19 protein-coding genes are annotated in these 18,950 nt (G+C 64.7%); 15 read left to right on the forward strand and 4 right to left on the reverse strand.

Annotated features, from left to right (window positions below; all coding sequences use genetic code 11):
- Positions 1 to 148 precede the first annotated feature (148 nt).
- Positions 149 to 931 (forward strand): IclR family transcriptional regulator, encoded by a 783-nt coding sequence (locus HGK58_RS06725; RefSeq protein ID WP_168626708.1) that lies wholly within the window; start codon positions 149 to 151, stop codon positions 929 to 931.
- Here HGK58_RS06725 and HGK58_RS06730 read toward each other — a convergent pair.
- On the reverse strand, positions 922 to 1,833 hold the full coding sequence (locus tag HGK58_RS06730; protein WP_168626709.1) for a hydroxymethylglutaryl-CoA lyase: 912 nt from the start codon (positions 1,831 to 1,833) through the stop codon (positions 922 to 924). The two genes, HGK58_RS06725 and HGK58_RS06730, sit on opposite strands and share 10 nt — an antisense overlap.
- Positions 1,830 to 3,044 (reverse strand): CoA transferase, encoded by a 1,215-nt coding sequence (locus HGK58_RS06735; RefSeq protein WP_210422624.1) that lies wholly within the window; start codon positions 3,042 to 3,044, stop codon positions 1,830 to 1,832. Before HGK58_RS06735 ends, HGK58_RS06730 begins: the two co-directional genes overlap by 4 nt.
- A gap of 206 nt (positions 3,045 to 3,250) precedes the next feature.
- Between HGK58_RS06735 and HGK58_RS06740 the strand changes: the two genes are divergently transcribed.
- The 5 genes from HGK58_RS06740 to HGK58_RS06760 are packed head-to-tail and all read left to right on the forward strand — an operon-like array spanning position 3,251 to position 7,136.
- The gene (locus HGK58_RS06740; RefSeq protein WP_168626711.1) at positions 3,251 to 4,309 is read left to right on the forward strand and encodes a zinc-binding dehydrogenase; all 1,059 of its coding nucleotides are present in this window, start codon (positions 3,251 to 3,253) and stop codon (positions 4,307 to 4,309) included.
- Positions 4,306 to 5,139: an MBL fold metallo-hydrolase gene (locus tag HGK58_RS06745; RefSeq protein WP_168626712.1), complete on the forward strand. Its 834-nt coding sequence runs from the start codon at positions 4,306 to 4,308 to the stop codon at positions 5,137 to 5,139. The genes HGK58_RS06740 and HGK58_RS06745 overlap by 4 nt, the downstream gene beginning before the upstream one ends.
- Positions 5,139 to 5,615, forward strand: coding sequence for a VOC family protein (locus HGK58_RS06750; protein WP_168626713.1), 477 nt, complete (start codon positions 5,139 to 5,141; stop codon positions 5,613 to 5,615). The genes HGK58_RS06745 and HGK58_RS06750 overlap by 1 nt, the downstream gene beginning before the upstream one ends.
- Before the next feature lies 1 nt (position 5,616).
- The gene (locus HGK58_RS06755) at positions 5,617 to 6,309 is read left to right on the forward strand and encodes a class II aldolase/adducin family protein (protein WP_168626714.1); all 693 of its coding nucleotides are present in this window, start codon (positions 5,617 to 5,619) and stop codon (positions 6,307 to 6,309) included.
- The gene (locus HGK58_RS06760; RefSeq protein WP_168626715.1) at positions 6,306 to 7,136 is read left to right on the forward strand and encodes a fumarylacetoacetate hydrolase family protein; all 831 of its coding nucleotides are present in this window, start codon (positions 6,306 to 6,308) and stop codon (positions 7,134 to 7,136) included. The genes HGK58_RS06755 and HGK58_RS06760 overlap by 4 nt, the downstream gene beginning before the upstream one ends.
- Positions 7,137 to 7,210: 74 nt before the next feature.
- Here HGK58_RS06760 and HGK58_RS06765 read toward each other — a convergent pair whose 3' ends face one another.
- Positions 7,211 to 8,359 (reverse strand): MFS transporter, encoded by a 1,149-nt coding sequence (locus HGK58_RS06765; protein ID WP_168626716.1) that lies wholly within the window; start codon positions 8,357 to 8,359, stop codon positions 7,211 to 7,213.
- A 10-nt stretch (positions 8,360 to 8,369) separates the two neighbouring features.
- Positions 8,370 to 9,209 (reverse strand): sulfite exporter TauE/SafE family protein, encoded by an 840-nt coding sequence (locus HGK58_RS06770; protein WP_168626717.1) that lies wholly within the window; start codon positions 9,207 to 9,209, stop codon positions 8,370 to 8,372.
- A gap of 123 nt (positions 9,210 to 9,332) precedes the next feature.
- Here HGK58_RS06770 and HGK58_RS06775 point away from each other — a divergent pair, with 123 nt between their 5' ends.
- The 9 genes from HGK58_RS06775 (at position 9,333) to HGK58_RS06815 (ending at position 18,933) form a co-directional block, all read left to right on the forward strand.
- On the forward strand, positions 9,333 to 10,049 hold the full coding sequence (locus tag HGK58_RS06775; RefSeq protein WP_168626718.1) for a GntR family transcriptional regulator: 717 nt from the start codon (positions 9,333 to 9,335) through the stop codon (positions 10,047 to 10,049).
- Positions 10,050 to 10,393: 344 nt separating this feature from the next.
- Complete coding sequence (locus HGK58_RS06780) at positions 10,394 to 11,560, forward strand: FAD-dependent oxidoreductase (protein WP_168626719.1); 1,167 nt, start codon at positions 10,394 to 10,396, stop codon at positions 11,558 to 11,560.
- Positions 11,561 to 11,579: 19 nt separating this feature from the next.
- The gene (locus HGK58_RS06785) at positions 11,580 to 12,551 is read left to right on the forward strand and encodes an amino acid ABC transporter permease (protein WP_168626720.1); all 972 of its coding nucleotides are present in this window, start codon (positions 11,580 to 11,582) and stop codon (positions 12,549 to 12,551) included.
- Positions 12,548 to 13,345, forward strand: a complete 798-nt coding sequence (locus HGK58_RS06790; RefSeq protein WP_349236152.1) for an amino acid ABC transporter ATP-binding protein — start codon at positions 12,548 to 12,550, stop codon at positions 13,343 to 13,345. The genes HGK58_RS06785 and HGK58_RS06790 overlap by 4 nt, the downstream gene beginning before the upstream one ends.
- Positions 13,346 to 13,391: 46 nt before the next feature.
- On the forward strand, positions 13,392 to 14,627 hold the full coding sequence (locus HGK58_RS06795) for an alpha-hydroxy acid oxidase (RefSeq protein WP_168626721.1): 1,236 nt from the start codon (positions 13,392 to 13,394) through the stop codon (positions 14,625 to 14,627).
- Positions 14,628 to 14,668: 41 nt separating this feature from the next.
- The gene (locus tag HGK58_RS06800; protein ID WP_168626722.1) at positions 14,669 to 15,709 is read left to right on the forward strand and encodes an NAD/NADP octopine/nopaline dehydrogenase family protein; all 1,041 of its coding nucleotides are present in this window, start codon (positions 14,669 to 14,671) and stop codon (positions 15,707 to 15,709) included.
- Positions 15,710 to 15,719: 10 nt separating this feature from the next.
- Positions 15,720 to 16,634 (forward strand): amino acid ABC transporter permease, encoded by a 915-nt coding sequence (locus HGK58_RS06805; RefSeq protein ID WP_168626723.1) that lies wholly within the window; start codon positions 15,720 to 15,722, stop codon positions 16,632 to 16,634.
- Positions 16,635 to 16,751: 117 nt separating this feature from the next.
- Positions 16,752 to 17,648 carry a transporter substrate-binding domain-containing protein gene (locus HGK58_RS06810; protein ID WP_168626724.1) on the forward strand — a complete coding sequence of 299 codons (897 nt, stop codon included), beginning with the start codon at positions 16,752 to 16,754 and terminating at the stop codon, positions 17,646 to 17,648.
- Between the two features lie 76 nt (positions 17,649 to 17,724).
- Positions 17,725 to 18,933 carry a hypothetical protein gene (locus HGK58_RS06815; RefSeq protein ID WP_168626725.1) on the forward strand — a complete coding sequence of 403 codons (1,209 nt, stop codon included), beginning with the start codon at positions 17,725 to 17,727 and terminating at the stop codon, positions 18,931 to 18,933.
- The last annotated feature ends 17 nt before the right edge of the window (positions 18,934 to 18,950 follow it).

Genomic DNA, 18,950 nt, shown 5'->3' on the forward strand with positions numbered 1-18,950 from the left:
GAAATCCTCCGATTGAAAGTGCCGCGTGGCGCGGCAGCATTGCCGTGACAAGCCCAAAACTCATCATGTAGGTTGCAACCCATCATGTAGTACAAAGCTCGATCGTGTCAATGGGGCCGGCGCTCACCACGCCACTATGATCAACCGCATGGCGCAACCCGGTAGCAGCGGACACCACCCCCTGCTCGTGCTCGGAAAAATCGCCGACATCCTCAGCACCTTTTCCCTCGCCCAGCCCGAGCAGACACTGGCGACCATCCGTGCTGCAACGGGCCTGCCGCCCTCCACGGTGCAACGACTCGTCGGGAACCTGGTAGCGCACGGCTTCCTGGACCGCACCGCTCGCGGGTATCGGATTGGTGCCAGGATGCGGCAGTGGGCAGCGACGGCGATTCGGAGCGACGATGTGGTCGAGGCGGTCAAGCCGGTGCTCACCCGCCTCCGCGACGAGTCCGGGGAGACCGCGTGCTTCTTCCAGACATCGGGTGTGCACCGCGTTTGCGTGGCGATGGCGGAGACCCATCAGGTGCTGCGCGCGGCGATGAACGTGGGCGCTGTGCTTCCGCTGCATGCAGGGTCGCCCGGACGCGTGCTCCTCGCTTGGGAGGACGGCTTGCTTGAAGAGGCGCTCGCTCGCGACCTCGACGCTGTCACCGAGCGGACCATCGTCGACCCGGACGCGTTGCGAGACGCTGTCGAGAGCACTCGTGCCAACGGCTTCGCGATCACCACAGGCGAGCGCGAGTCGGGTGCGAGCGGTCTGTCTGCGCCGGTGTTCAACGCTCAGGGCGACTTGGCCGGTGCGGTCTCGATCATGGGTCCCACCCTTCGGATGCCCAGGGAGCGTTGTGAGGCGTTGGTGGACACGCTGCTGAAGGCCGCCGACGAACTCACCGCGGCGATCGGCGGGCGACGACCGGCTCAGGACTGAGCACGTGCGCTGCGCGGGAATGAGCCAGCCGATGCAAGGCCGGAGCGCGGCGCAACCCCGACGATTTCGCAGATCCAGCGTCCGATCTCGGTAGCTCGTTCGGCGTCGACCCCGTGGATGTTCCCTTCGCGCTCGAGCAGCCACGCCAGGTCCTCGGTCGAGATGTTGCCGGCGGCACCGGGCGCGAACGGGCAGCCACCGAGCCCACCGACGCTGGAGTCGAAGCGTCGCACGCCGATGCTGAGTGCGGCGACGGTGTTTGCCAACGCGGTGTGGCGGGTCTCGTGGAAGTGAGCACGCAACTCGACTGCGGTGCGCTGCCGCAGCAGGTCGAACAGACCGGCAACCTGTGACGGATTGGCACAGCCGATCGTGTCCGCGAGTGCGAGCTCAGCGAGGTCCCCTGCCTCCAGGATCGGAGACACCGCGCGAAGCACCTGGTCGGATGTGACCTCGCCCTCGTAGGGGCAACCGAACGCCACCGCGAACGTAACCGACAGCGGCACATTCGCGGCGCGCGCCTGTCTGCCCGCATAGAGAGCCCCGGCCACCGCCCGCTCCACGGTCGTGTTCTGGTTCGCGGATGCGAACGCCTCGGACACCGGTACGACGAAGTTGATCTCATCGACTCGCGCCGCCAGCGCCCGGTCCACACCGCGTTCGTTGAGCGCGAGGCCGATGTAACTGACCCCGTCGATTCGCGGCAGTGCCGCCATCACCTCGTCTGCGTCCGCCATTTGGGGCACACGCCCGGGGTGCACGAAGCTCGTCGCCTCGATCCGCCGAGCGCCTGCGTCGACGAGTCGCGCGATCAGCTCGATTTTCGCTTCGGTCGAAACGGTCGTGGCCTCGTTCTGCAGCCCGTCACGCGGCGTGACGTCGATGATCTCCACTGCGCTCATGCGCGTTCTCCGGCATCCACCACTGACTTCAAGCCCACTTCGCGTAGCACGGCCTCGGTATGTTCGCCCGGTGTCACTGGGCCGTTCCACCGCACGGCGCCCGGCTCGAGAGAGAGTTTCGGGACGATACCCGGGTGGGTGACTGTGCCCCAGTCGTCATCTGTGACCTCGAGGAACATCTCGCGCTCCCGGAAGTGCGGGTCGGCGACGATATCCGCGATTGTGTTCACGAGGCTCGCCGGCACGTCATGCGCGTCGAGCACCTCGAGCAGGTCTGCGGAGGATCGTGACACCGACCAATCGGCGATGATCTCGTCGAGTTCGGCCTGGTGCCGGCCGCGGGCGGTGTGGTCCGTGAACCGATCGTCCGTCAGAAGGTCCGGCATCGCCATCGCCGCTGCCAGCCGCGTGAAGACGCTGTCCTGGTTGGCCGCGATCACCACCCACTTGCCGTCCATCGAGTGATAGATGTTCGATGGGGCGATGCCGGCGAGTGACGTGCCGCTCGGCCCCGGGATGTGCCCGCTCGCCATGTAGTCGGGCAGCGCACTCTCCAGCAGCGAGAAGCAGGATTCCACGAGCGAGACATCCACGACCTGGCCGCGACCGCCGTTGGTCTGCCGCGCGAGCAGCGCGATCAGCACGCCCTGGACCGCGAACATCGCGCCGAGGCTGTCGCCGAGCGAGATGCCGGTACGCGGGGGTGGGCCATCCGGGAACCCATTCAGGTGCCGAAGGCCTCCGATGGCCTCGGCGATCGACGCATATCCGGGCCGGAATGCCTTGCTTCCGGTCTGGCCATAGCCGGACACTCGCGCGATGACGACGCCCGGGTTCAGTTCGAGCATCCGCTCGGGCGCCAGCCCGAGCCTCTCCAGAGTGCCCGGCCTGAAATTCTCGATCACAACGTCAGCGGTGCCGAGGATGGACTCGAACGCCTCACGGCCAACGTCGCTCTTCAGATCGAGCAGCACGCTTTTCTTGTTGCGGGACTGCACCGCCCACCACAGAGCGTGACCGTTCTGCTCGGCGCGACCCCAATCGCGGAACGGGTCCGTTCGACCGGGGCTCTCGATCTTAATCACTTCCGCGCCGAAGTCGGCGAGCATCCGACCTGCGAACGGACCGGCGATCAAGGATCCGAGCTCGATGACCCGGATGCCCGCCAAGGGCCCAATGCGGCCGGTGGCCGGCTCTTCGACTGACTGCATAGGCGGCATTATTGCATACGATTTTCGCATCGTTCACGCATCCGAGTCGAAAACTGCGCCAGATTGTATGCAAACAGGTTGAGTTTGTGGCTCTGGAGCCCTAGGGTTCATATCGGGTGCGGAGCCGGGGACCGCCCACACGCACTTAAGTGGCGTGAGCTAGCCAAAGGAGGACTCGCGATGCGTCTGTCAGGAGAACGCCGCCAGTGAGCGAGCGTGCCAACGCGATGAGAGCGAGCATCCTGCGGTCGCACGGCGGTCCAGAGGTACTGCAATTGAGCGAGCTTCCGGCGCCGGTGCCAACCAGCGGTGAGACGCTGATCCGGGTAGGTGCTGCAGGTGTCGAACCGGGCCTCGACGTCCGGACCCGGCTGAACGGCGCCGGTTGGCAGCTTCGGTTTCCTCACGTGCTCGGTGCGAGCATGGCGGGCACGGTGATCTCCAGCCCCGACGCCGCAGCGCCCGATCCCGGCACGAGGGTCGCCGTAGCGCCGAACATCTCCTGCGGTGAGTGTGCCTACTGCCGTTCCGGTCGCGACAACTCGTGCGCGCAGCGAGAGTTCCTGGGGATCCATCACGCCGGTGGGTACGCCGAGTTCTGCAGCGTCCCGACCCGCAATCTCATCCCCATCGCCGACAGCACCTCTTTCGCTGTCGCGGCAAGTACTGCGGTGTCGTTCGGAACGGCGTGGCATCTGCTCGTCACCCGGGCGAGGGTGAGCCCAGCCGATGTGGTTTTCGTCGTCGGTGCCGCAGGCAGCGTCGGCACGGCAGCGGCGCAGATCGCCGCGCTGTTCGGCGCCCGCGTCGTCCTCGGTTCCCGGACGCCCCAGAACTTGCGAGAACTCTCCGACGAGGTGCGCGCGTTGGGGGTTGTGGACACCACGACCGACTTCGCGCCTCAGTTGGAGTCGATTGCGCCAGGGGGAGTCGACGTCGTCGTGGAAACAGTTGGTTCGGATACGTGGGCCGGCAGCGTCGATTCGCTCGCCCCGGAGGGCAGGCTCGTGTGCTGCGGTGGTGCGAGCGGTGGTGAGGTCGGGCTCACTCTTCGCGACCTGTATCGGCGCAATCTCAGCCTGCTGTTTTCGACCAGCAGCACCTTCGAGGACCTGCGTCTGGTGCTCAGGCTGGTCGATGAGGGCAGACTGCGACCGCGAGTCGACAAGGTCTTCGACCTGGCAGACGCTGCTGCAGCCCACGCCGCGGTGGAGGCTGGCGGACTGCAGGGCAAGGTCGTCATTGTTCCGGAGTCGGCAGCATGAGCCTTGAGCACTTTGGCGATGGCATCCGGGTGTTCGCGAGCTCGCCTGGCGCATCCAACCTGTCCGTGATCACAAGCGGTTCGAGTGCACTATTGGTCGACGCAGGCAGCCTGCCCTCGGCGGCACGAGAATTCTGGCGCCAAGCCACGGACGGTGCGAATGCGCAGCTCGTGCTCACCCACCACCACGCTGACCATGTGTTCGGAGCGGCGGGGTTGGCGGATGTGCCGGTGATCGCGAGCGACCGGGCGGCTCGACTCCTCGACGAGCGAGGTGTGCATGAGCGCGATCGCCTGATCGAGCTGCTTCCCGACCACAGGGACGAGTTGGCTTCTGCAGCGGTCCCGGTCGTGACGCAGCCGGTCGACTCGACGACCACCATCGACGTGGACGGGCGAGCTGTGCGCCTTATTCCGGTTGGCCATGCCCACACACCCGGAGACGTCGTTGTTTTCGATCAGCGCACCAGCACCGTGTTCACCGGCGATGTCGTGTTCACGAATGTCATGCCGGTATTGCGCGACGCGAACACGGCAGGGTGGATTGAAGCACTTGCCGTGCTGGAAGGGCTGAAGCCAGAGCGTGTCGTCCCTGGGCATGGCACCGCCGGCAGTGCTGGCGTCCTGGATGACATGATCGAACTGCTGAGCGCGCTCCGAAGCATCGCCGAGCGTCATGCTGACGACGATGACCCCACGGCGTCGATCGCTGAGCTGCCTACCCGCTTCCGCGACCTGCGGCGAATGGAGCGGTTCGAAGGAGCCGTCTCATCGATCGTCGCCGAGCTGCGAAATTCCCCCTCAACGCTGTCACCAAGAAGGAGCGAATAATGACAATCACCGGATGGCACCACATCACCTACCCCGTGCCGGACGTCGAAGCTGCCAGTGACTGGTATCAGCGCGTCTTCAAGGGGACCGAGATCATGCGCACCGGCTGGAACGCATCCGACGTCGCTGCGAAGCGCAACCGTCAGGTGTGGGTGCAGTTCGGCACGGCCGTCATTAACCTTGCAGAGGGCCCGGTCATGCAGCGCCCGACCGACCTCCACTTCTACCACTACGCGATGCACGCCCCTGCAGAGCAGCTCGATGAATGGATTGCTCACCTCGAGGCGAACGGTGTCGAGGTTCTCGGGCCGTACGGTCACGGTGGCCTCGGTCTGCTCTCGCTCTACATGGACGACCCTTGGGGCTACCGCCTCGAGATCATCTTCGACCTCGGTGACTACGAGACCGCGAAGCAAGCAGCGATCTCCCGCGGTGGCGCACTCGGCAACCCGTCCGCGCAGTACGAATGGGACTGAGATGACCGGTCGAACAGGTGAATTGGACGACCTGATCGTCGTCGGTTGCCGCATCCTCGACCGCCTGGGCATCTTTGACAGCTCGGGTCACCTCACCTACCGGCTGCCCGGCACCAACTCATTCGCGATCTCAGCTCGCAAGGCCCCAGGTCTCGCAAGCGCTGACGATCTGATGGTGATCGACGAGGAGGGCACGGTGCTCGATGGGGCGGGCACCGTGCCGCTCGAATGGGCGATCCACGCGCGCATCTATCGCGCGCGCCCTGATGTTCGCTCGATCGTCCATTCGCACTCGCCGATGAGCCGTGCCTTCAGCATCAGCACCCAGCAGATCCTGCCGGTGTTCGGCATCGCGACGCCGTGGCTGCACGCGCCAGTGCCCGTGCTAGATGAGACGGGCCCGATTTCATCGTCTGAGGCGGGGGACCGGCTCGTCGACGTGATCGGTGACGGTCCCGCAGCCCTCCTTCACGCGCATGGCAGCGTCATCGTGGGGCCAAGCGTCGAGGCGACGGTCGTCCGCGCCGTGACGCTCGAGCAGACGGCCGAATCCCTGTTGCGCGCGATCTCGCTCGGCCCAGTGCGCTCGCTGGATGCCATGCAGGTCGAGGCGTGGCGAACCAACACACCAGCCGGCCACGCAAAGGCGTGGGACTACTTCATCGCCATGATGGAACGAGAGGAAACGCAGTGAAGCTTGCAATTTTCAACGACGATCGACTCGGGGTGGTCGTCGACGACCAGACCGTCGTTGACGTGACCTCGGCACTGCCCGAGCATGACCAGGGGCTTGGGGCGGGCTACTGGGTCCGTCTGTGCCGTGACTTCGACTCACTGAAGGATGCGATCACCGCGGCGACGGCAACCGGGAGCCGGCATGCGCTCGACAGCGTCGAGCTCCGGGCACCCGTGCTGAACCCCACCAAGGTCATCGCCGCCGCCTCGAACTACACCGAGCACGTGGAGGAGATGAGCAACCGCGGACTGCCCGAGTGGATGCTCACGTCCGACTTCTTCCTCAAGGCACCCAGTTCGATCACCGGTGGCGGAGAGATCGTGCTGCCGGAGCTTGAAGCGGAAATCCACTACGAGTGCGAGCTGGCCTTCATCATCGGCAAGGGCGGCAAGGACATCCCGGTCGAGTCGGCTCTTGAGCACGTGCTGGGCTGGACGATCCTGCTCGACATCACCGAGCGCGGCTCGGGCGACCGGTCGCGGCGCAAGTCGTACGACGGGTTCACGCCGATCGGGCCGTGGGTTGTCACCGCAGACGAGGTGTCCTCGTGGGAGGACCTGCCGATCGTCATGCATCTGAACGGCGTCGTGCGCCAGGACGTGCGTGCGGGAGACATGATCGTCTCTGTGCCCCAGATCATCTCCAACATCTCGCGCGTGATGACCCTGGTGCCGGGAGACGTTGTGACGACGGGTGCCCCTCCGGGAGTGGGCAAGATCGAGCCGGGCGACCAGATCGTCGCGACGATCGGCGGAGTCGGCCAGTTGACCGTCAACGTCGGCTGACACCGGCCTAGTCTGAACAGCGGGCGCCCACGAAAGTGGGCGCCCGCCATCGATTAACGCTGCTCCCCGTCAGCTCACGCGGTCTCGGTGGCGGTGGCACGCTGGCTGTCGAATGGACGCGCGACGAGGTGGAGCAGGATAGTGGCCAGCAGCACAATGGCGGCGACAATGAAGCCCCATGCGTTCTGCCACAGGTAGATCGGCATCAGTACCATCGGGGCAACGCCGGCTCCGAAGAACCGGAACGCCTGCACGAACGAGATGGCGGAGTCAGCTGAGCGCAGCCCAAGCACATGCTTGTTGATGCTCAGCGCGACGGCCAGGGCGCACGGAATGGCTACCGCCCACAGCACGGCGAGCATCAGAGGGTTGATCGCAAGTGGCACCGCGAGAATGAAGCTCGCGCTGATGAGCAGGGCGGCAAGGCTGACAGTACGCGAACCCCAGCGATCCACAGCGGACCCGGCTAGCGGGGCGACGATGAGCGATGAGACGCCCCCGATCATCAGGATGATGCCGCGCTCGGAGGCGCTCGAGCCCAGGTTGTCGTAGGCGAATAACGCGACGAGGAACCCAAGTCCGGTGACGCACGCACCGATCGTGAGGTTTGTCACGCACAGCCAGACGATTGGCCAAGAGAGCGTCCTGCTCCCTGTCTGCCTCTGCTGATTCGGAATCGAGGGCAGTCGTATCGTACACAGCAGGAGCGCGTAGACAGCGACGAAGATGAACGCGTAGCGCCAGGTCAACTCTGCGAACAAGCCGCTCACAAGCGGCGCCGAGAGTTGTCCGGTGGCGGCCACCGCGCCGAAGATCCCGAGGGTTCGACCGAGACGGTCCACGGCGGTGAACCGGCTGAGCAGCGTCACGATGAGCGGGTTGGTGAAGGCGTTGCTCACCCCGAGCAGGAAGTACCCGGCAAGGAACACGTGCCAGCTGGGCGCCACTGCGCACAGCACTCCCGCTGCTGTGATCACGACGTACGCCGTGGTCATCATGCGGCGGATGCCCCAGCGTGCGCTGATGGACCCGGACACGAGCATGGTGGTCGCGAACGGCAGCAGGTAGACCATGATCGACACCGATGCCTCTTCCGGCGAGATGCCGTACGAGGCACCCAGCTCAGGAAGGATCGAGGAGGTCATGAGCCCGCCGAACGGGCCAAGGAAGCCGCCCGCATAAAGCGCGACACGCTGGACGCGCGTGAGCCGTGCCGTTTCCATCAGTCGCCGATCAGGACTTGTCGATCAGAAGCGCAACGATCGCGATGACGCCGACGACCACGATGGTGATGCGCAAGGCGAGCTCCGGAATGCGACGCCCAAGCTTCGCGCCCAGCTGACCGCCCACGATCGCGCCCACGGCGATGATCCCTGCCGCAAACCAGTCGATCGGAGTCAATGCGACGAAGACGACACCGGCCGTGAAGTTGGCGGCTGCCGTGAGAACGTTCTTCATGGCATTGGCGCGCTGCAGGGAACCCTTGAGCATTATCGACAGGATGGACAGCAGGATGACGCCCTGCGCGGCACCGAAGTAGCCGCCGTAGGTGCCGGAGAGGGCTGTCGCAACAGCCAATCCCGGACGGTTCTCGCGGAACTCCGGCTCGCCATTGTCTGCCAGGGCCACGGCATGCTGAGCGGCGAGAGCCTGATTGCGTCGCGCGCGTGCGAGCTCTTGCCGGGCAGCGATGTGCCGCTTGATTGTCGGGCCGGTGACGACGAGCACGCACGCGAGTGCGATGAGCACGGGCACGACGCCGTTGAACACTTCGGCGGGAAGCACCAGCAACAACAGCGCCCCGGCGACCCCTCCAATCCCGGACGAGATCATCAGGGGAACGATCGACCGCCACTGCCCTTTGAGCTCCCGGCGGTACCCGATGGCCCCGCTGATCGATCCTGGAAGCACGCCCAGGTTGTTCGTGACGTTGGCTAGCACCGGTGGATAGCCGACGGCGAGCAGCGCCGGAAACGTGATGAGAGATCCGGATCCGACGATCGTATTGATCATCCCAGCGCCGAGCCCGGCCAGTGCGAGGAGAAGGATGGGCACAAGGTCAAGTTCAGGCATCGTTGCTCACTATTCACTAACCGGACAATCCGTTCCACATGGATTGTATACCAAATGGATTAGGTCGCATTCATTCCTTAATCATGTGTGGCCAACCGAGCGGTGAACAACTACGATCGCAGTGTGAAGACGACAGACCCGACCCAGCAGCAGGGCGCTGACCCGAATGCGGGGTTGTCCGATCGCATTGCCGCGGAGTTGACGAAGCAAGTCTCTTCCGGCGAGCTTCCCCTCGGATCATGGCTGCGCCAGAGCAAGATCGCAGAGGAATTCGGCACAAGCCGAACCCCGGTGCGCGAAGCGATTCAATCCCTCAGCGCAACAGGAGTGGTCGAGCTCATCCCCAACCGCGGCGCTCGGATCAGGGTTCCATCGGCGGGCGAGATTGAGGATGGCTACCGCGTCCGCGCCGAACTCGAGGGCCTCGCCGCCGAGCTGGCCGCGACGTTCGCCACACAGCTGCAGATCGACCAGCTGATCGCAGCGGAGGAGCTTTTCGAGGCCGCTGTCACCGAGGTCTCCGATGCGGACACAAGCGTCGAGGTTGGCAGGCAGCGGTGGACCCAGGCCAACGATGAGTTCCACGAGATCATCCTTGCGGCAGCACGCAACCAGACTCTCGTCTCGGCCCTGGCGTGGATTCACAACCAACTCCCGCGCAACCTGACCTGGAATGAACTCGGCAGGGATGTCCGTCTCATGCGCTCGAACGTCGCGCAGCACCGTGCCATCCGAGAGGCGATCGAGGCCGGAGACGGCCGCGCCGCTCGTCAGGCGATGATCCGCCACGTACTGCGATCCGGGGAGCTCGTTTTGCTGGGTCTGCGCGAACTGGACTGAGCGACCCCTGCCTGACCCCGGCTGGTCACCACCATGAGCGCACGCTCGCATCTATTCATTTTTTGCATGCAATAAGCCTCAACTTGTTTCTAAGCAATCGGTTGAGTGACGCGCTTGGTATGCAATACTTACCCCACACGATGTCGAAGGCGCCCATTCCGCGCCGGAGACAGTGGGACAAAGTCGCATGCAAACCGTTTGTGATTGGCTCCCGAGTCTGTAGGATTGAATACACTTTGTTCCGGGCGGCAGCGCCGCGATGGATTCAAGAGACCACAAGGATGTGGCGTTCGATTCCTTAGGGGATCGCCGCATCCGAAGCACCTAGCGGGAGGTTGCGGGACGTGAAGGAAGTCTGTGTCATCGGAGCCGGCATTGTCGGCGCATCCGTGGCGTACCACCTGTCACGACTCCCGAACGTGCGCGTCACGATCGTTGATGCCGGCTATCCGGGTGCAGGTGTCACCGAGGCGGGCACGGGTTGGGTCACCGCTCGCGGCACAGCAGACGAGGGATATCGCAACCTCCGACTGCACGGAATGGAAGAGCACCTCCGGCTCGCCGAGTTGTTCCCCTCCACGCCGTGGCTCACAGTGGGCGGTACCTTGCTCACCGAGGACGCCGACGGTGACTTCGATGGAACCGTTGCCGAATCCCGAGAGCACGGGATGCCGGTCGAGGTGCTGAGCGCCGCGCAGGTGAACGCGCAACTGGAGCCGAACGTCGTCTTCGAGCGCCCCGACCTCCGTGTCGCCCACTTCACGAGCGAGTTCTCCGTCATAGGCTCATTGCTCACCCGAATCCTCTTCGAGTCCGCCACCGAGAGCGGCGCGATCGGCCACATCGGATCCCGAGTGATCGGCCTCGGGCAGCTCTCCGGCGGCCGGCACCGGGTGACACTCGATGACGGCACCTGGATCGACGCGGATGCCGTCGTGAACGCTGCCGGAGCGTCAGCGGACCAAGTAGCCGGCCTGTACGGCATCCCGATGCCGATGCGCCCCCAGCCCGGCATCGGCGTGCTCGTGAAGGTGAACGGTCAGCCGCTCGGCCGCATGATCACGGTGGAGGGGCTGGCCATCAAGCCTGAGATCGACGGCGTGATCCGGTTGCGCAGCCTCCTCGGCTGGAAGTCTGACGTGGGCGCGGCCAGCCGCGACAGCAGCTTCACCGGCGGCATGGAACGGAACGAGTTCGTCGACCACGTCGTCGGCCAATTCGAGCGGGTGCTTCCGGGCAGTGCGCCGATTCGCTCGGTGGTCACGAGGGTCGGCATTCGCCCGTTCCCCGCGGACGGCCTCCCACGCGTCGGCGAGGTCGCGGCCGTGCCCGGCTACTACGACGCCGTGATGCACAGCGGCGGAGTGCTCGCACCCCTCATCGGCCGCCTGCTCGCTTATGAGATCGCCACTGGTGAGCAGAGCGAGCTGCTCGCCGCCTACCGTCCGGGTCGGTTCCTCGAAACCGAATCCAGCCTGACCGCCGGTGACGCCGCCGGAACCACCCTGTAAGCGCACTGGAGAGACACAGATGTCGTCACCAACTCGTGAGAAGACGCTAAGCACCGACCGGCTGCTGAGCCTGCCGCAGAAGCGCCGCTTCGAGATCACCCGGTGGATCCTCCTCATCGTGGGGATCTACGTGGCCGCGGTGGTATTGAATCTCCTGATCTTCAACGAGGCTTGGGACTGGCCACTCGTGTGGTCGTACCTGTTCTCCCAGCGCATCATGCTCGGCGTGCTCAACACCGTCTGGCTCACCGTGCTGGCGCTGATGTTCGGCCTGCTCACTGGCCTCATAGTGTGCCTGGCCCGTCTGTCCCGCTTCTCAGTGCTGCGCGGCGCGGCGTTCGTCTACGTGTGGATCGTGCGCGCGACGCCGCCGCTCGTGATCCTGCTGCTCATCTACTTCCTCGGCGTGCTGAAGCCCACCCTCGGCATCGGATTGCCTTTCCTGCCCTACGTCGTCGAGTGGCCGACGAACGACCTGATCACGCCGTTCACTGCGGCCGTCGTCGGACTGTCCTTCTACCTCGGCGGCAAGACGGCCGAGATCTTCCGGTCTGGGTTCATCGCAGTGGGAGCCGGGCAGCGCGAGGCAGTGCAGGCCCTCGGGCTCGGACCGTGGACGGCGCTCAGCCGCGTCATCGGTCCGCAGGCGATTCGTGTCATCATCCCGCCGATGGCGAACGAGGTCGTCACGATGTTCAAGAACACATCGCTCGTGTCCGTCGTCGGCTTCGCTGAGCTGCTGACAACCACGCAACGGCTGTACGCGACCAACTTCGAGACCATCCCGATGCTCACCGTCGCGTGTGTCTGGTACCTCGCCCTGACCAGCATCCTCATGGTCGGTCAGCTGCGGCTGGAGCGAAAGTTCGGGCGCGGATTCGATCGCAGGGTCTTCCGGCACGACGAAAACCAGGAATTCGGGCCAGACGTGCCGGTCACGGTCGCTGTTCCTCTCTCAGAGTCGATCAATCAGAAAGGTGGTGTTCGGTGAACGCTTCCACGGAGCTCATTCTCGAGCTGGTCAGGGTGGAGAAGAAGTTCGGCTCCTTCCAGGCACTGTACGGAGTTGACCTCTCGATCGCCGCAGGCTCGGTTACCTGCATCGTCGGTCCTTCGGGCTCCGGAAAGTCCACGCTCTTGCGGACGATCAACGGGCTGGAATCGATCGATGGCGGTGCGATCTTCTTCAAGGGGGAGCTCTGCCACGAAGAGGTTCGGGGCGGCTACCGGGTTCCGGTGTCGAGGACCAAGTCGCGGGAGCAGGTCCTGAACTTCGGGATGGTGTTCCAGTCGTTCAACCTGTTCCCGAACCTCACCGCACTGCAGAACGTCATGCTCGCGCCCAAGACCGTTAGGGGCCTCTCCCAATCCGAGGCGAAGCAGGTCGCGAAAGAGCACCTCGCGCGCGTCGGCCTTGGCGACAAGCTTGGCAACTACCCCAACGAGCTGTCCGGAGGACAGCAGCAGCGTGTCGCCATCGCGCGGGCGCTGGCAATGCAGCCCGAGGTGATGCTCTTCGATGAGCCGACGAGTGCACTGGACCCCGAGCTTGTGCACGAGGTGCTCGAGGTGATGCGGAGTCTCGCGAACGACGGCACGACGATGGTGATCGTCACCCACGAGATGAACTTCGCACGCGACATCGCCGACGAGCTGGTTGTGATGGCCGACGGCCGGATCATCGAGCAGGGAGCGCCCCGTGAGGTGCTCTCCAACCCGCAGACCGAGCGCGGCCGCGCCTTCTTCGCGGCGATCGGCGAGCAGCACGAGAAGCAGGTGAGCTGAGTGAGTACAGCGCACAAGGCACAGAACCCGGACAGGAGCTAGATCAGTGGTACGTCTTGACAAGGCAGTGGAGATCAACGACCTGCGCCTCATCGCCAAGCGGCGACTGCCCGTTGCGCTGTTCAATCAGCTGGACCACGGCAGTGAGGACGACGTCTCATACCGCCACAACCGTGAGGTGTTCGAGCGCATCAAGCTCATCCACCGCATCCTCCAGGATGTCTCGCAGCGGGACCCGTCGATCACCCTCTTCGGCAAGAAGCACGACCTGCCGCTCATCATCACACCCACCGGCATAACCAGCTGGATCTCCTATCGGGGTGAGGTCTCACTCGCGCGCGCCGCGGCGAAGGCGAATATTCCCTTCACCCTGACCAGCACCACCGCCACGCCGATGGAGACCGTGCTCGAAGAGGGCGGCGGCACGCAGTGGTACCAGGCCATCATGTGGCGCGACCTCGAATCGTCGCTGCGCGGGGTCGAGCGGGCCAGGGATGCCGGCTTCGAGGCGCTGTTCCTGACGGTCGACTCCACCATCCCGTACAACCGGCCGTGGGACAAGCGCCAGGACATCAAGTTCCCGCTCGAGCGGGTCAAGCTCGGCCACCTCTTCGAAGGGGTGCGTCACCCGCATTGGGCGCTCGGCACACCGGCAAGGTACCTCCTCAAGGAGCGCCAGCTCCCGGGTATGACCAACACCGATGTCCCCGAGGGGATGACCGCAGCGGAACGACGGGCCTGGTTCGTCAAGGAGGACTCCCTCGACTGGACCTTCTTCCAGCGCGTTCGCGACCTGTGGCCGCGTACCCTCATCATCAAGGGAATTCTGCACCCGGATGACGCGGTTCAGGCGATCAGCGCCGGTGCCGACGCCATCGTGGTCAGCAACCACGGCGGCGCAACGAACGACTCGGCCCCATCTCCGCTGGAGATGCTGCCCAGTATCGTGGCGGCAGTCGCTGGCCGCGTCCCGGTGCTTGTCGACAGCGGCTTCCGCCGCGGAAGCGATGTGCTGAAGGCGATCGCGCTGGGAGCAGACGCGGTCATGATCGGACGCGCGACCCTGTACGGACTGGCGGCAGCCGGGGAGGCGGGGGCGTCCCATGCCCTGTCGATCCTCCGCGACGAAATTCGACGCACCATGGGTGCGCTGGGCCTGTCGGATCTCGCCTCGATCGGTCGAGACCACCTGCTGCTTCCCGGCGACCTCGACCACCTGTCACGCGTCGCCGTTCCGTGGAAGGGCACCATCGCCCCGGAACTCGACGCCGAGCTGCGCTGAGCGCAAAGACACCTACCCATCAACGAAGCTAGGAGAACAACGTGACTCTGGTCGTCATTGGAGACAACGCCGAGCGCTCACTTCCGGTTGCCGCCGTCGCGGCGCTGACAAGCGGGGAGCGCGTGCTCTTCACGAGCGAGCATGGCGCGGGCGAGCATTCCGTGCAGGTCGAGGGGACCGGCCTCAGCGGCACAGCGGTCATCGAAGCGGTAGCCCAGGACGCACAGTTCGAGGGCGACAGCTACGTGATCGCGGCGCCGGCCAAGGACCTCGAGTCCTTGCTGAGCGTGAGGCCCGAGCAGTTCGCGGGCAAACTGGTGCTGCTGGGCCCCGGTGGGTTCGGTGGAGCGCTGTTGGCCACCGAGCTGTTCCGCAGGTGGGGCATCGAGTCACCGATCTTCGGTGAGGTCCCGGGCTGGATCGCGGGCGGATCGCTCTCCGGGGACCGGGTGAACATCGCCATGCGCAAGCGAAACCTGGACATCGCGGGCGCCTCCGACGAGGACACGGCAGCACTGCTCGACCACTTCTCGCGGTATCTGCCGGAGCTCGTGGCCGCGGACTTCCTGACGACCTCGCTGTCCAACATCAACGCCACCATCCACCCGCCTCTCGCGATCCTCAACGCCACCCGAATCGAGAACGGCGAGGACTGGCACTACTGGGACGAGGGCCTCACGCCCGGCGTCGCTCGCCTGATGGACGCCATCGACAGCGAACGGGTGAACGTGGTGACAGCGCTCGGCGGTAGTCCCCGCACGCTGCTCGAAGGGGCACTCAACTCCTACGGTGGCGATGGAATGCAGGGCGATACCTTCTTCGACGCGGTCAAGGTGTTCCCGCTCTATCGCAACCGTCTCGGGCCCAAGCAGCTTGACTCCCGCTTCCTCACCGACGACGTGCCCTACGGCATTGCCGCCTACGAGCAACTGGCCGAACGCATCGGCGTTGACCATGCCGCGCTCACGGCTGTTCGTGTGCTGTCCGAGGTCATCCTCGGCCGAGAGCTGAAGGCGGACACGGCCGCTGTCGAGGCCATCGTCCAGTACGCGACTGAGCGTAGCTTCGCCGGTTCGAAGTGAGGTGCAGGGGATGACCACCAATGCTGCAACCGTGCCGGATCGAACTGAGCACCAGAAGGTCGCCGCAATGCCGATCCGGCGGCGCTTCGAGCTCAAGCGCTGGGTTGCCGCGGCGATCGCGATCCTAGTCGTGCTCTCGGTCATCGATTTCCTCCGCAGCCCCGGCTGGAAGTGGGATGTCGTCGCGGCGAACCTCTTCTCGGATGACGTGCTCGAGGGAGTCAGTCGCACGCTGCTGCTCACCGTGACGGCGCTCGCATGCGGGACCATCATCGGCCTGCTCGTGTGCATGGCGCGACTGTCCAGGTTCGCGGCGCTGCGGGTCATGGCACTCGCGTACATCTGGCTCGTCCGGGCGCTGCCGATCATGGTCGTGCTGCTGTTCATCTACTTTCTTGCGGCATTGGTTCCCACTCTCGGCCTCGGCATTCCGGGTCTTCCAGCACTATTTGAGATCGAAACCAAGCACGTCGTCACCCAGTTCGGTGCGGCGTTGCTTGGTCTCTCACTGTATTTCGGAGGGAAGGCGGCCGAGATCTTCCGCGGCGGCTATCTGGCAGTGGGGGCAGGCCAACATGAGGCCTCGCATGCGCTTGGTTTGAGTGGGCCGACGAAGCTCGCGCGCGTGACCGGACCACAGGCCATCCGGGTGTTGATCCCGCCGCTCGCCAACGAGGTCGTGACGATGTTCAAGAACACGTCGATCGTCACGGTCATCGGCTATGGCGAACTGCTGACGACGGTGCAGAAGGTGTACGCGCAGAACGGGGAGACCATCCCGATGCTCACGGTCGCGTGCGTCTGGTACCTCGGGCTGACAAGTGTGCTCATGGTCGGACAGATCTGGGTTGAGCGCAGGTTCGGACGAGGATTCAACCGGCGTGTCAATTTCAAGGCTCAGGACACCGGGAGGGCGGACTCCTAGCCGCGCGTGATGCGCCCCAAGGCGTCAGCGGTGGCGGTCACCGCTGGTGAGACGAGAGAGCAATGCTCTATCGCCGACAAGAACCGAGAGCAGTACCCACCAAGAGAGGAAGCAAAGATGCTACTGAAGAACAAAGTGGCCGTCGCCGGAGCGCTCGTCGCACTGCTCGGTCTGAGCGCGTGTGCCAACCCAGGCGAGGCTGCCACCCCGGGGTCGGACATCGAAACCACCACGGAGGTCGCGCTCGTGCAGGAGATCGCGGACATGCTGCCGGCGGAGATCGCCAAGCGCGGCACGCTCCAGATCGGCGCAACCAGCACCAACATGCCGGCTCAGTTCACCGACGAGGCTGGCGAGCTGGTCGGTGTTGCCATCGAGCTGTACGACGCTGCAGCCACCGTGCTTGGGCTCAAGGCCGAGTTCGACGTCGTCACGTTCGACGCGCTGCAGCCGGGTGTTGATTCAGGGCGCTACGACCTGGCCACAATGGGTGACAACATCGACCGTCAGAAGCTTTTCGACATCATCTCGATCTACAAGAACGGCTTCGCGGTACTCGCCAACAACACGTTCGAGAAGGATGACGTCGACTACCTCACCGGACTGTGCGGCCACTCGGTGGCGGGTACCAAGGGCACGCTCGTCGACCGCACCATGACAGCGGCGTCCGAGGAGTGCGTCGCCAACGGCGAAGAGGCGATCGACTTCCACACCTACGTTGACAACGCCGGTGTTGCGCTCGCTGTCAAGAGTGAGCAGGACGAGGTCGGAGTGCTCGAGATCATCGTCGCGCTCGCCTACGCGGATCGCGACTCTGACAACCTCCGCGTCGCGGGCTTGGTGCAGAACACCACGAGCGGCCCCGCGATCAAGAAGGGCAACGACGAACTGCGCGATGCATTCCACGCAGCGCTGCAGCACCTGGTGGAGATCGGTTTCTACGAGGAGCTCATGTCCAAGTACGGCATCAAGGACATGATGATCCCGGAAATGCCGATCAACAACGCCAAGTAGTCACATCCGCGACCGGCGAGGGCGTCCCCGGATGCCCTCGCCGGTTACGCGTCAGAGAGCAACAAGGAGAAGGAAGATGCACGACAGCCCGACCACCGATGTGAGCCAGCTGAACGCCGAGGCGCGCGGCCTGAGAGTCATTGGCCACACCGACCTGAACGGGTCGGGCGACGCTATGCACGTCAACTTCTACGACAAGTACGCGTACGTCGGGCACATGGGAGACAGGAGCATCGGCACTTCCGTGGTCGACATCTCAGATCCCACGAACCCGAGGGTCGTCTACCAAATGGAGAAGCCCGACGGCGTCCGCACCCACAAGGTGCAGATCCTGGGCGACATCCTGCTGGTCAATCAGGAGATCTACCCCAACGCGCAGCCGGATCCGGCGCTTCCGACCGGCTTCAAGGTGTTCTCGCTCGAGGACCCGACCCGACCGAACGAGCTGGCTTATTACCACATGCCCGGTCACGGCGTGCACCGGTTCAAGTACATCGAAGAGCCCTACGTCTACATGAGCGGAAGCGATCTGGGCTTCGACCGGCAGATCTTCATGATCTTCGACCTCAGCGATCCCGCGAACCCGGTCGAGGTGTCCCGGTGGTGGCTGCCCGGCATGAACCACGGTGCGGGGGAGGAGTCGCGCTGGCACTCGGGCCGGGACGTCTGGCACCACCACGCGAACATCGTGGGAGACCGAGCCTACTGTTCGTGGTGGGATGGCGGGGTTGTCATCCTCGACATCTCCGACAAGAGCGCCCCGAAGCTCGTCAAGCACATCATCCTGGACGACCTCGCGAGCCCGCCTCAGGTATCTGGCTCGGTGCACTCGGTGCTGCCCATCCCGGAGCGGAATCTGCTGATCGTCACCGAGGAGGAGATCGTCGACGACCTCGCCACCCAGAAGAAGTACGTGAGGGTGTTCGACATCTCCGATGAGCAGCGTCCCCGGCAGATTTCGATCCTGCCCGAGCCGCAGGGTGACTTCCACACTCGCGGTGGGCGCTTCGGTCCGCACAACCTTCACGAGATGCGCGCTGGCACCTACCAGAGCGTCGACGAGGTGTTCGTGACTTATTTCAGTGCGGGCGTGCGGGTCTACGACCTCAGCGATCCGTTCAGTCCGCGCGAACTGGCCTACCACGTCCCCCCATCGCCAGACGGAAAGCGTGCCATCCAGATGAACGACCTCATCGTGAACTCGGACGGCCTCATCTACGCCACCGATCGGCACGACGGCGGCATGTACATCTTCGAGCGCACCGACGACTGGGGCGTGCGCTGAGGAGTCTCAGCGCTGAT

Origin of the sequence: Cryobacterium sp. BB307 (assembly GCF_012274275.1) — a bacterium.
Taxonomy (GTDB): domain Bacteria; phylum Actinomycetota; class Actinomycetes; order Actinomycetales; family Microbacteriaceae; genus Terrimesophilobacter.

What these genes read in the sequence shown, in the direction of transcription:
- HGK58_RS06725 (WP_168626708.1), top strand. Translation starts at nt 149, where the DNA reads ATGGCGCAACCCGGTAGCAGCGGACACCACCCCCTGCTCGTGCTCGGA.
- HGK58_RS06730 (WP_168626709.1), bottom strand. Translation starts at nt 1,833, where the DNA reads ATGAGCGCAGTGGAGATCATCGACGTCACGCCGCGTGACGGGCTGCAG.
- HGK58_RS06735 (WP_210422624.1), bottom strand. Translation starts at nt 3,044, where the DNA reads ATGCAGTCAGTCGAAGAGCCGGCCACCGGCCGCATTGGGCCCTTGGCG.
- HGK58_RS06745 (WP_168626712.1), top strand. Translation starts at nt 4,306, where the DNA reads ATGAGCCTTGAGCACTTTGGCGATGGCATCCGGGTGTTCGCGAGCTCG.
- HGK58_RS06750 (WP_168626713.1), top strand. Translation starts at nt 5,139, where the DNA reads ATGACAATCACCGGATGGCACCACATCACCTACCCCGTGCCGGACGTC.
- HGK58_RS06755 (WP_168626714.1), top strand. Translation starts at nt 5,617, where the DNA reads ATGACCGGTCGAACAGGTGAATTGGACGACCTGATCGTCGTCGGTTGC.
- HGK58_RS06765 (WP_168626716.1), bottom strand. Translation starts at nt 8,359, where the DNA reads ATGGAAACGGCACGGCTCACGCGCGTCCAGCGTGTCGCGCTTTATGCG.
- HGK58_RS06770 (WP_168626717.1), bottom strand. Translation starts at nt 9,209, where the DNA reads ATGCCTGAACTTGACCTTGTGCCCATCCTTCTCCTCGCACTGGCCGGG.
- HGK58_RS06785 (WP_168626720.1), top strand. Translation starts at nt 11,580, where the DNA reads ATGTCGTCACCAACTCGTGAGAAGACGCTAAGCACCGACCGGCTGCTG.
- HGK58_RS06805 (WP_168626723.1), top strand. Translation starts at nt 15,720, where the DNA reads ATGACCACCAATGCTGCAACCGTGCCGGATCGAACTGAGCACCAGAAG.
- HGK58_RS06810 (WP_168626724.1), top strand. Translation starts at nt 16,752, where the DNA reads ATGCTACTGAAGAACAAAGTGGCCGTCGCCGGAGCGCTCGTCGCACTG.
- HGK58_RS06815 (WP_168626725.1), top strand. Translation starts at nt 17,725, where the DNA reads ATGCACGACAGCCCGACCACCGATGTGAGCCAGCTGAACGCCGAGGCG.